The organism is Lysobacter sp. CA196 (genome assembly GCF_052078695.1).
GTDB lineage: Bacteria > Pseudomonadota > Gammaproteobacteria > Xanthomonadales > Xanthomonadaceae > Lysobacter.
The window spans coordinates 34439-46142 of sequence record NZ_JBQJIN010000040.1; the positions used below are offsets into that span (position 1 = coordinate 34439).

General features: G+C 69.4%; 10 protein-coding genes and 1 tRNA gene. 5 read left to right on the plus strand and 6 right to left on the minus strand.

Annotated features, from left to right (window positions below; translation table 11 throughout):
• Nucleotides 1-25: 25 nt before the first annotated feature.
• On the minus strand, nt 26-1876 hold the full coding sequence (locus ACTOWK_RS22240) for an ArnT family glycosyltransferase (RefSeq protein WP_441332262.1): 1851 nt from the start codon (nt 1874-1876) through the stop codon (nt 26-28).
• A 313-nt stretch (nt 1877-2189) separates the two neighbouring features.
• Here ACTOWK_RS22240 and ACTOWK_RS22245 point away from each other — a divergent pair, with 313 nt between their 5' ends.
• From ACTOWK_RS22245 to ACTOWK_RS22260, 4 genes are all read left to right on the plus strand, one after another.
• The gene (locus tag ACTOWK_RS22245; RefSeq protein WP_441332263.1) at nt 2190-3164 is read left to right on the plus strand and encodes an AAA family ATPase; all 975 of its coding nucleotides are present in this window, start codon (nt 2190-2192) and stop codon (nt 3162-3164) included.
• 92 nt (nt 3165-3256) lie between these two features.
• The gene (locus ACTOWK_RS22250; RefSeq protein WP_441332272.1) at nt 3257-4189 is read left to right on the plus strand and encodes a DUF58 domain-containing protein; all 933 of its coding nucleotides are present in this window, start codon (nt 3257-3259) and stop codon (nt 4187-4189) included.
• Complete coding sequence (locus ACTOWK_RS22255; protein WP_441332264.1) at nt 4182-6185, plus strand: transglutaminase TgpA family protein; 2004 nt, start codon at nt 4182-4184, stop codon at nt 6183-6185. The genes ACTOWK_RS22250 and ACTOWK_RS22255 overlap by 8 nt, the downstream gene beginning before the upstream one ends.
• Nucleotides 6182-6667 (plus strand): Slp family lipoprotein, encoded by a 486-nt coding sequence (locus ACTOWK_RS22260; RefSeq protein ID WP_441332265.1) that lies wholly within the window; start codon nt 6182-6184, stop codon nt 6665-6667. The genes ACTOWK_RS22255 and ACTOWK_RS22260 overlap by 4 nt, the downstream gene beginning before the upstream one ends.
• Nucleotides 6668-6850: 183 nt before the next feature.
• Here ACTOWK_RS22260 and ACTOWK_RS22265 read toward each other — a convergent pair whose 3' ends face one another.
• From ACTOWK_RS22265 to dnaX, 5 genes are all read right to left on the minus strand, one after another.
• On the minus strand, nt 6851-7204 hold the full coding sequence (locus ACTOWK_RS22265; protein WP_441332266.1) for a histidine triad nucleotide-binding protein: 354 nt from the start codon (nt 7202-7204) through the stop codon (nt 6851-6853).
• A 168-nt stretch (nt 7205-7372) separates the two neighbouring features.
• On the minus strand, nt 7373-7972 hold the full coding sequence (recR, locus tag ACTOWK_RS22270; RefSeq protein WP_441332267.1) for a recombination mediator RecR: 600 nt from the start codon (nt 7970-7972) through the stop codon (nt 7373-7375).
• Nucleotides 7973-8033: 61 nt separating this feature from the next.
• A complete protein-coding gene (locus tag ACTOWK_RS22275; RefSeq protein ID WP_441332268.1) occupies nt 8034-8267 on the minus strand; it encodes a hypothetical protein in 234 nt (77 codons plus the stop codon).
• A gap of 13 nt (nt 8268-8280) precedes the next feature.
• On the minus strand, nt 8281-8601 hold the full coding sequence (locus tag ACTOWK_RS22280) for a YbaB/EbfC family nucleoid-associated protein (RefSeq protein ID WP_031373708.1): 321 nt from the start codon (nt 8599-8601) through the stop codon (nt 8281-8283).
• A gap of 117 nt (nt 8602-8718) precedes the next feature.
• On the minus strand, nt 8719-10914 hold the full coding sequence (gene dnaX / locus ACTOWK_RS22285; protein ID WP_441332269.1) for a DNA polymerase III subunit gamma/tau: 2196 nt from the start codon (nt 10912-10914) through the stop codon (nt 8719-8721).
• A gap of 245 nt (nt 10915-11159) precedes the next feature.
• Here dnaX and ACTOWK_RS22290 point away from each other — a divergent pair.
• Nucleotides 11160-11252 (plus strand) — tRNA-Ser (locus ACTOWK_RS22290).
• The last annotated feature ends 452 nt before the right edge of the window (nt 11253-11704 follow it).

Genomic DNA, 11704 nt, shown 5'->3' on the forward strand with positions numbered 1-11704 from the left:
GGTCCGCTGAAAGACCGCCACCGACTTAGCGACGCACTTCGATCGGCTGCTCGGCCCAGTCCTCGACGCTGCCGTCGCGTCCGTGCAGGCGCAGGCCCAGCCAATGCCGGCCGGGCGGTTCGGCATCGAGCCGCACCTTGGCATCGAAGCCGACCCGCGGATGCTGCGGATCGTTCGACACTTCCCAATAACTGCGCACGCCGGGCAATTCGCGGCCGTAGTCCGCCTGGGCGACGACGCGGCCGTCGAGCATGATCTCCACGCGCGCCAGGCCGACGCCGTCCTTGAACGCCCAACCGCTGACGTCGAACTCGCGACCGACCTTGCGCCCCGGCAACGGCGCATCGAGCCAGGCCATCGCCGGCGTCGTGCATGCGCCTTCGCGCTTGGCGCCGTCGAGTGCGAACAGAGCAAAACGCTGGCGTCCGTGATCGACGTTGAGCATCTGCGGCGGCGGCAAGGGACCGACCATCGCGCACAGTTGGTGATAACGGCGCAACAGGTTCTTGTATTCGACCTCGGTGGCGCCGACCACGAGCAGCATCGGTGCCGAGCCCCACTCGGCGCGTCCGGCGCTTTGCAGGCCCCACAACCGCAATTGCGGCGCGCGCCCGTGCTTGTGGTTGATCGGGTGGTCGAGCACGGCGATGCGCGGGTCGCCGAGCGCGAAACCAAGTTCAGCGCCGACCTTGAAGTTGTCGGCGACGACGCGCGTTCCCGGCGACATCGAGCGCTGTCGCTGCCGCACCGCGTCTGCGAGCTCGCCCCAACCGGCGAAGTTCGACGGATACCACTTCTCGCCGGCGCTGCGCGCGCGCAGGCCGGGCACCGATACGACCAGGTAGTAAGCGAGTATCGCCAGCAGCGTCACGCCGGCGATCGCCGCAGTGAGTCGACGCGCCCATCGCGGCCATCCCGCCAGTACGCCCGGCAGCAAGGGCAGCAAGGCCATGAAACCCGGCAACGGCCAATGGAAACTGACCCGCTCGGTATCGGCGAAGAAACCCAGGACGAAGAAACCGAGCACGATCAAGCTGCCGAACAAGGCGAAATAGCGAGTGATCGGCGAGGCCGCTCGCGCGCCCCTGGCCCCGGCGAGGGCCAAGGCGACCAGCAACGGCGGCGTGACCAGCAAGGCCTGGATCGCGACGAACCACAGGCCTTCGGCATGAAACGACCAGGGATGGCGGTCGACCAACTGGAAACGCAGGCCGGCATCGGCGTTGTCCATGTTCCAGGCGACCAGCGGCGCCCAGGCCGAGGCGCCGATCGCCGCGGCGATCACCACGCGCACGTCGCGCAAGGCGCGGCGGCCCTCGGGCAGGCACAGCAGGACCACGCCGCCGACCGCGATCACCGCGATGAAACGGTAGTGACTCAAGGCACCGAGGGCGAGGCCGGCGGCCAACTCGACCGCGGCCCGCGCATCGACCTCGCGCAGCAGACGCGCACCGGCGTCCAGGCACAGCAAGGTCGCCAGGGCCATCATCGCGTCGGGCAGCGCGAGCAGGCCCAGGCTGCCCGACAGCGGCAGCAACACGCCGAAACAACCGGCGACCCAACCTTGGCGTTCGCCGAATTCGCGCGCGGTGATCCGCGCCAACAACCACGGCACCAGCGCCGACATCGCCAGGAACGGCGCACGCAGCGCCCAGATGCGGTCGCCGCCGAGTTCGACGCCGAGCCGCGCCAGCCAGGCGGTCAGGCCCGGCAGATCGGAATAAGCGGCGGCCGGATGCCGGCCTTCCTGCCAGTAGAACGCTTCGTCGACGAACAAGGGCAAGTGGGCGGCCACGCCGAGCTTGAGCAGCAGTACCGTCGCCCACAAGATCCAGAACAGGCGCCGTATCGGCTGGGTTTCATCCTTGTCCCGCATCGGCACGCGACCTCGCTACACTCTGGATGGGGTTGGACACGCTGCGGCGCCGCCGGTTCATTCGCGACGCTCGCACAGCAAGCGGCTGGAGGCCGCAACCGGCGAGGCGAGCTTCGTTCGCGGGCATTTGTTGACGCCTATCCCAGAAACTTCGAACACCTTCGAGACTGTTGCTACGAAAACGGAATTCGCACGCGATGATGCGAACCCGCGCTCGACGCACGGACTCCGGCGCGATCCGCATCGCTTGCGATGCCGCCGACCGCGACGGCCGATGGCGGACACGACGCTACAGACACAGGACAGACGCACGATGACGGCAGGCAAGATCACAGCAGCAGGCACGACGGCTGTTCACGACGCGACCATCCTAACCGATGCCCTGCGCCTGGCCCTCGAACAGGCCCAGGCCCAGGTCAATGCCCTGGTGCTCGGCAAGGCGCAGGCGGTGCGTCTGGCCTTCGTCGCCCTGCTCTCCGACGGCCATCTGCTGATCGAGGATCTGCCCGGGCTCGGCAAGACCACGCTCGCGCACGCCTTGGCCGCGACCCTCGGCCTGGAATTCCAGCGTGTGCAGTTCACCTCCGACCTGTTGCCGGCCGATGTGGTCGGCGTGTCGGTGTTCGACCCGCAGTCGCGCCAGTTCCAGTTCCATCCCGGCCCGGTGTTCACCCAGGTCCTGCTCGCCGACGAAATCAACCGCGCGCCGCCGCGCACCCAGAGCGCATTGCTCGAAGCGATGGCCGAACACCAGGTCACCGTCGATGGCCGCACTCATCCGCTGCCCGACCCGTTCTTCGTCATCGCCACCCAGAACCCGGTCGATCTGTCCGGCACCTATCCTCTGCCGGACTCGCAACTCGATCGCTTCCTGCTGCGCCTGCAGCTCGGCTATCCCGACGAGGCCGCCGAACGCGACCTGCTCGCCGGCGCCGATCGCCGCAACCTGATCGCCCAGACCAAGCCGGTACTGAGCACCGACGACGTGCTGGCGATCCGCCGCGCGGTCGACGCGGTCTATGTCAGCGACAGCCTGATCCACTACGTGCAAGCCCTGCTCGCGCGTAGCCGCAAGCACCCCGGCGTGCGCGTCGGCCTGTCGCCGCGCGCCGGCCTGGCCCTGCTGCGCGCCTCACGCGCCTACGCGCTGCTGCTCGGCCGCGCCCACGTCGTGCCCGAGGACGTGCAGGCGCTGTTCGCCGCGGTCGCCTCGCACCGCCTGGTCGCCGAGGCCGACGCCGCGCCGGACATCGCCAAATCCATCCTCTTTGCCGTGACGGTGGATTGAACGCGGCGATGGCGGCGACGCAGGCGCAGGACGATCTCGACCACGGCAGGGCGCGGCCGGCTTCGCGGCGCTGGGTTGCGCTGCGCGCGCGGATGATGTCGCTGACCCGTCCGCGCCGCCCGGAACCGTTGCCGGCGCGTTTCGACCGCCGCCGCATCTACGTGCTGCCGACCGGGTTCGGCCTGTTCTACGGCGCCCTGCTCGCGACCATGACCCTCGGTGCGTTGAACTACAACAACAACCCGGCCTTCCTGCTCGCCCTGCTGCTCGGCGGCGCCGGGCTCGCCAGCCTGATCGCCGCGCAGTTGCAACTGGCCGGCTTGAGCATCGTCGCGATCGACGCCGAACCGGTGCCGGCCGGCCAACCCCTGGCCGTGCGCGTGCATGCGCGCGCCGCACCGGACCGCGTGCGCCGCGGCCTGCGCGTAGACGACCACGGCGCCTTCGGCATCGAGGCCGCCGGGCTCGATCTCGACCAGGGCGCCGGCGAAGCCGAGTTGCGCGTCGCCACCGAGCGGCGCGGCTGGCTCGATCTGCCGCGCCTGCGCATATCGACGACGCGTCCGCTCGGGCTGGCGCGGGCCTGGGCGCATGTCTGGCCGGAAGCCCCGCTGTTGGTGTATCCGACCCCGGAAGCGCATGGCCCGCCGTTGCCGGTCGGCGGCGGCGATCAGGCAGTGACGCGATTGCACCCGAGCGGCGACGACGTCCATCACCTGCGCGCCTATCGTTTCGGCGATGCGCGCCGGGCGATCGCGTGGAAACACTCGGCGCGCCGCGACACGCTGTTGGTGCGCGAGTACGAACAACCGCTCGGCGCCGACGTCGAACTCGAATGGCATCGCCTGGCCGGGCTCGGCCAGGAGGCGCGGATCTCGCGCCTCGCGCGCTGGGTCGACGAGGCCGAGCGCGACGGCTGCCGTTATCGCCTGAGCCTGCCGAACCAGCCCTCGCTCGGCCCCGGCACCGGCCCGGCCCATCGCCATGCCTGCCTGCGCGCCCTGGCGCTGATGCCGCATGGCTAAGCCCGCCGCCCCGGCGCTGGAGCCGACCACCCGCCGCTGGGCCTTGCTGGCCGGCGCCAGCTGCCTGCTGCCGTTGCTGCTGCAGTTGCCGCCGCAGATCGCCGCGGTGATCGCCGCCTCCGGCATCGGCATCGGCGTGCTGTCCTGGCGCCGGCCTTTGCCGAGCGCCTTGCGCCTGGTGCTGTTGATCGCGCTGATCGGCACCGTGTTGCTGATGACCGGCTTCGCCCTCGGCCGCGACACCGGTTGCGCCCTGCTCGCGGCGATGTTCGCGTTGAAGCCGGCGGAAACCCACACCTTGCGCGACGCGCGCAGCCTGATCGGCTTCGCCTTGTTCGGGCCGTTCGCGACCTTCCTGCTCGACCAGGGGCCGCTGTCGCTCACCCTCGGCCTGGCCGCGGCGATGTTCGCCTTGTCCACCTTGCAACGCCTGGCCGAAATCGAATCGCGTCCGGACCCGTTGCGCGCGGTCGAGCCAGCGCAAACGCACTGGCAACGCCTGCTCGCGATCGGCCGCCTGGTGGCGATCGGATTGCCGCTGGCGCTGGCGGTGTTCTGGTTGTTCCCACGGTTGAGCTCGCCGTTATGGGGCGTGCCCGAACGCGCGCTCGCCCGCCCCGGCCTGTCCGACCGGATGAGCCCGGGCGAGATGGTCGACCTGATGAACGACGAGACCGTCACCCTGCGCGCGCGCTTTCGCGGCACGGCGCCGCCGACCTCGCAGATGTATTGGCGCGGCCCGGTGCTGTGGAATTTCGACGGCCGCGAATGGACCCAGCCGCGTTGGTTCCAGGGGCTGCCGGCGGCGCCCATGCGCGCCGGCCGCACCACCTGGGATTACGAACTCGAAGTCGAACCCACCGACACGCGCCAATTCGTTTCGCTCGATCTGCCGCGCGCCTCGCCGCCCGGCACGCGCTTGTCGATCGATCACGGCATCTACGCCGACCGTGCGCTGACCTCGTTGAGCCGCTGGCGCCTGCAATCGGCGCCGCCGGCGTCGTACGAGCCGCAGCTGCGCGAAACCCTGCGCCGCGCCGCCCTGTCCCTGCCCAGCGGCTACAACCCGCGCACCCTCGCCCTGGCGCAGCGCTGGCGCGCCGAAGCCGGCAACGACGATGCCGTCATCGTCGACCGCGCCTTGGCGATGATCCGCCGCGAGTTCGTCTACACCCTGGCCACGCCGCTGCTCGGCCGGCACTCGGTCGACGAATTCCTGTTCGACCACAAGGCCGGTTTCTGCGAACACTTCAGCTCCTCGTTCGTGGTGCTGATGCGCGCCGCCGGCATTCCCGCCCGGGTGGTCACCGGTTATGCCGGCGGCTACTTCAACCCGGTCGGCAACTATTGGCTGGTGCGCCGCTCCGATGCCCACGCCTGGGCCGAGGTCTGGCTGCAGGGACGCGGCTGGGTGCGGGTGGACCCGACCGCCGCGGTGGCGCCCGAACGCATCTACGACACCCTCGCCGACCGCCGTCCCGGCGCCGGCGGGTTGTTCGGCGGCATCGCCGGGGCGACGCCGTTGTTCAACCTCAGCGACTGGCTGCGCCGCGGCTGGAACGATTTCGTGCTCGGGTTCGATGCCAGCCGCCAGCAGCGCATGCTGCAACCGTTCGGCGTCGACAACCTCGACAGCGGCAAACTGATCGCCCTGTTCGTGCTGTCCGCCAGCGCCACCCTGCTGTGGATGGTCTGGCTGAGCAGCCGCGGCGAGCGCGAGCGCGACCCGGTCCTGCGCGCCTGGCACCGGCTGTCGCGCCGCTATCGGCGCCTCGGCCTGGAGCGCGAAACGCATGAGCCGGCCCTGGCCTGGGCTGAACGTGTGACCAAGGCCCGCCCGGATCTGGGCGAAAGCCTGCTCCGGCTCAGCCAACATTTCAGCGATTGGCGGTACGCTGGTGACCAACCCGGGCGGCGCGAGGCCCGAGAACTGCGCAACGAACTGGTCCGGGCGCTACGCGCACACCGCCCCGGCCCCACTGGAGAACGTCGATGAAGCTCCGACTTGCCTTACTCGCTGCCGGCGTCGCGCTGATCAGCGCCTGCGCCTCGCAGCCCAAACCGTTGCAGGGGGCGTTCACGGCCCTGACCCCGACCGATGCCGCGGCCCAGGACAGCACCGGCGCCGTGGTGCGCTGGGGCGGCCGCATCGTCAACGTCGAACCGCAGGCCAACCGCACCTGCTTCGAGATGATCTCGACCCGGCTCACCGATTCCGGCCGGCCGTATTGGGCCACCGACGACACCGGCGGCCGCTTCCTCGCCTGCCGCACCGGTTTCTACGACCCGGCCTTGTTCGAACGCAACCGCGAAGTGACCTTCACCGGCCGCATCTCCGGTTACGAGTCGCGACGCATCGGCGAATACGACTACCGCTTCCCGCAGCTCGATGCCGAGGTGGTCTATCTGTGGCCGGTGCGCGAGCGCGTCGACGTGATCGAACGTCCGGCGCCGTGGCCGTGGTGGGGCTGGTGGTGAGGCATCGCGGCATCGTTCCGCGCTTGCGGTAACGAAGAAGGCGCCCATGGCGCCTTCGTTCGTATTGGGACTCGGCGCGGAGGTCCGGGCGCGTTCGTGTGCTGCGAAGCAGAAGCAAATCCCCCTGCCCCCCTTATCCAAAGGGGGAAAGGCGAACGCATTCTCAATACGATGAGGCGCCGGTCAGCGCGGAGTACCGAAGCGGCCGAGTTGGGCGCCTGCGAGCAGGTGCAGGTGGATCTGGAACACGGTCTGGCCGCCGTCGCCGTTGCAGTTCATCACCAGACGATAGCCGTCCTCAGCGAAACCTTCGCGCTGCGCGAACGCCGCCGCGGCATGGGCCAGGCGGCCGACGATCACAGCCTGGTCGGCCTGCAGGTCGTTGAGCGTGGCGATCGGCGTCTTCGGCACGAACAGCACGTGCACCGGCGCCTGCGGCGCGATGTCGCGGAACGCGATCAGCTCGTCGTCCTCGTAGACGACGTCGGCGGGAATCTCGCGACGGATGATCTTGCCGAAGATGGTGGTGTCGGTCATGGGCCGGGCTTCGAGATAGGGGAGTCGGGAATCGTACCGCGCCGTCTCAGCGGAAAACCCCATCGGTCGGCGCGTTTCCCCATCCACAATCAGCTTCGAAAGCCATCGAACCGTCCAGATCGCATGGCTTCAACCGAGTCCCGAGTCCCGAACCCCGAGTCCCGGCTCCTACTGCGGCACTTCGCTGCGACTGCCGAACGCATGCGAGAGCGTGCCGCGATCCACGTACTCGAGTTCGCCGCCGAGCGGCACACCGTGCGCGAGCCGGCTCGGCCGCACCTGGTGCTGGCGTGCGAGCTGGGCGAGGTAGTGCGCAGTGGCCTCGCCCTCGACGGTGGGGTTGGTGGCGATGATGAGTTCCTGCACCTCGCCCTCGGCCAGGCGCTTGGCCAAGGTGTCCAGGCCGAGTTCGCGCGGGCCGATGCCGTCGAGCGGGCTCAGGCGTCCTTGCAGAATGAAGTACAGGCCGCGATAGCCGGTGGCCTGCTCGATCGCGAGCCGGTCGGCCGGCGATTCGACCGCGCACAGCAGATGCGCGTCGCGCGAGCCGCTGGCGCAGGTCGGGCAAACTTCGGTCTCGCTGAAGTCGCGGCAACGCACGCAATGGCCGATCTTCTCGATCGCCTCGGCCAGCGCATCCGACAAACGCTGGCCGCCGCTGCGCTCGCGTTCGAGCACGTGGTAGGCCATGCGCTGGGCCGACTTCTGACCGACGCCCGGCAGTACCCGGAACGCGTCGATCAGCTGTTCGAGCAGACGGCTGCTCATGCCTGCGCCGGCATCGGAACGGTACGGACGGTCGTCATCGCGGTCGCTTCGGCTGGCCGGGCTATTCGGAGGTCGTGAAGTTGCTGCGCGCCATCGGTTCGCGATTCATCGCGCGCACGACGTTCAGGCACAGGATCGCGCCGAGCAGCGGGATCATCCACACCAGCGCCGACTGCAGGCCTTTCTGCAGGCCGGTCAGGTCGGGCTCGCGCCAGACCGCCCAGGTCGCGTACAGATCCAGCCCGAGCAGTGCGGCCGCGACCACCGCGGCGGTAACGCCGATATGCAGGTTCATGAGTCGCCAGCCGTCAGAACGGCAGCTTCATGCCCGGGGGCATGGGCATGCCCGCGGTGGCGGCCGACATCTTCGCCTGCGATTCGCTGTTGATCTTGTTGACCGCATCGTTGAACGCGGCGGCGATCAGGTCTTCGACCATTTCCTGGTCGGCGAGCACGCTCGGGTCGATGCGCACCTTGCGGCAATCCATGCGGCCGGTCAGGGTCACGCTGACCATGCCGCCGCCGGCGCTGCCGGTGACTTCGATCTTGGCCAATTCTTCCTGGGCGCGCTGCACGTTTTCCTGCATCTTCTGCGCCTGTTGCATGAGTTGGGCGATGTTGCCGCGCATGGTGGTCCTGCCTCGTGGTCGTGAAAGGTGAGCGGTGGATCGAGGCCGCAGTCTGCCGCGGCCTCATCTCATCGGTGATGTAGTTGGGCCGCGAACCGCGCGGCGCAAGGGCTGCGGTCAGGCCTCGTCGTAGGGACGGATCGAATCCGGCACCACCTTGGCGCCGTGGACGTCGATGAGACGGCGCACGTCGGGATCGTTCATGAACGTCTCCTCGGCCGAGGCCTGGCGCTCGTCGCGGGCGCGCAGATTGCGCGCATGCAGCGACTCGCCGGCCACGCTGGCCGCTTCGAAACGAATCTGCGGCGCGGCGCCCAGGCGGCTCGCCAAAGCATCGCCGACCATCTTGATCAAGGCCGGTGCGCGCAGATGGTCGTCGTCGGCCGGCAAGGACAGGGTCAGCACGCCGTCGCCGTAAGCCACGAAACTGGCGTGCTCGGCGAGGATGCGGGCCGGGCCGCGCAGGCCGCTGTCATCGACCAGCGCATGCCAGGCGTCGTCGTCGGCGATGCCGCCCGACGAGGCCGAAGCGGCGCGGGCCGGCATCGTGATCGGCTCGGACGGACGTGCCGGCGGCGCGGCGGGTGCGGAGACGGTTTCCACCCGCGGCGCGGTAACCGAAAGTTCGCTGTCCGGGCCGGGGCTGCCGAACAGGCTTGGCCCCGGGTCGGCTGGCGCGGTCGGCGGCGCCATGTCGCGCACCGGCTCGGCCGCGGCTTGAGTCGGCACTGCGACCGGCGCTTCCGGGCGAAGCTCGACGCGTTCGGGCGCGGCCGCACGTTCGACGACGGGCGCCGCCGCGCGGGCCGGCGCTTCGCTTCGGTCCGACACTCGGTGGTGGTTCGGCTTGGGCGAAAGTTCTTCGTCCGGCCACGTCAAAGGAGCGCGGTCCTGCGGCTCGGCCTGCACCTGGGGTTTCGGTGCCGCGGCTTGCTGTATGCGCGGCGCCGGTTCGGACGGCGCGGCCTCAATCGGCTTGGGTTCCGGCTTTGCGATCGGTGCCGCTGCGGGCTCCGGCAGCGGACGCGGCTTGGCATCCTGCACTGGCGCTGCCGAGGCCGGCGCCTTGCTCGCTTCGAGGTTCGGCGCGACTTGCCGACCACCGCCCATTTCGCGCATCGCCGCCGCGGCCTGGGCCGCGGCACTGGCGCTGGCGCTGGCACTACGCGCCGACTCGCTGCGGCCGCCCGACGACGGCGCCGGGCCGGCGTCGCCGCCGGCACCGGCCGGACGGAACGCCAGCATGCGCAGCACGCTCATCTCGAAGCCCGCGCGCGGGCTCGGCGCCAGCGGCAGGTCGCGACGGCCGTTGACGCTCATCTGGTACCACAGCTGCACCACTTCCGGTCGCAGTTGCTCGGCCAGCGCATCGATATCGACGCCGTCGGCCTCGACCGCGGCCTCGGGCACCAGTTGGCGCACCTGGACCCGGTGCAGCGCATCGGCCAGGGTTTCCAACACCCCGCCCCAGTCCGGCGAGAACTCGGCCAGGGTCGCGACCTCGTCGAGCAGGCGCTGGCCGTCGCCGTCAGCCAGGGCGGCCAGGACCGCACCGACCCGGGTCCGATCGACCGTGCCCAGCATCGCCGCGACCGCCGCCCCTTCCAGGCGCGCATCGGTGCCGGCGCCGCTGTAGGCGATCGCCTGGTCAAGCAGGGACAGGCCGTCGCGCAGGCTGCCGTCGGCGGCCTTGCTGAGCTGGCGGATCGCGGCCTCGTCGACCGGGATGCCTTCGGCGGCGAGGATCCGGGTCATCTGCCCGGAAATCTGCTGCTCGTCCAAGCGCTTGAGGTTGAACTGCAGACAGCGCGACAACACCGTCATCGGCAGTTTCTGCGGGTCGGTGGTGGCGAGCAGGAACTTGACGTGCCCTGGCGGCTCCTCAAGCGTCTTCAGCAGCGCATTGAACGCCGACTTCGACAGCATGTGGACTTCGTCGATCAGGTAGACCTTGACCCGTCCGCGGCTCGGCATGTACTGGGCGTTGTCGATCACCTCGCGCACGTCGTCGACACCGGTGTTGCTGGCGGCGTCGATCTCGAGCAGGTCGATGTAGCGGCCGGCGTCGATGTCCAGACAGGCGTTGCACTCGCCGCAGGGATCCGAGGACGTGCCGCGCTCGCAGTTCAGCGACTTGGCGAAGATGCGCGCGATCGTGGTCTTGCCGACGCCGCGCGTACCGGTGAACAAAAAGGCGTGATGGACGCGCCCGGTGCCGAGCGCGTTGGTCAGCGCACGCACCACGTGTTCCTGCCCGACCAGCTCGGCGAAACGCTTCGGGCGCCACTTGCGGGCGAGGACGAGATACGACATCGGATCCTTTGCGATAAGGCGTTCTGACGGGCCGGACGCGGTGCGCACGACGCCGTCCGGGCGCTCGCGGCGGAAGCCGGGAGCGAAGCGTGAACGAACCGCCACATTGTGCCACGCCCCACCCCCGCGCCCGAGCCTCCCAGCCCCTCCCGCGCCGGCCCCCGCAGCTTCAGCTTGTTACCGGGCCCCGCCGCGGCTAGAATTCCCGGCTCTGCACGGCCCGCGACAGCGCCCGCACAGATCCCGGAGAGGTGTCCGAGTGGTTGAAGGAGCACGCCTGGAAAGTGTGTAAGCGTCTAAACCGCGCTTCGGGGGTTCGAATCCCCCTCTCTCCGCCAGATATACGAACAGCCCCTGACGATGTCAGGGGCTGTTTTGTTTTGCGGCCCGGCAATGCCCAGCATCGGCCGGCGGGAGCGCCGGCCGGTGCCGGCTCGGCGAGGCCCGCGCGACCGTGCTCGAGCGCGCCACGACCTGGAGCTTGCCTTCGGACTTCGTGCGAGCAACAACTCCATACCCCAGTTCCATGCGCTCGGCGTCATGCGCTCGATGTATCGAGACCCGACGTGGACCTTAGGCTTGGACCGGTAAGACTCGGCGCCATCCGCACCGGCACGCGGCAGGAGCACTCTCGATGAGCGATAAAGGCAAAATCGAAATGTCGACCTGTCGCCTCCCCGTAAACTCACTCCAACCCTAACCAGAGGTCTCCAGGCAAACTAGCCCCAAGGAGACCCAGATGCGCAAGAGCAAATTCACCGAGAGCCAAATCGTCACGACGCTGAAGCAA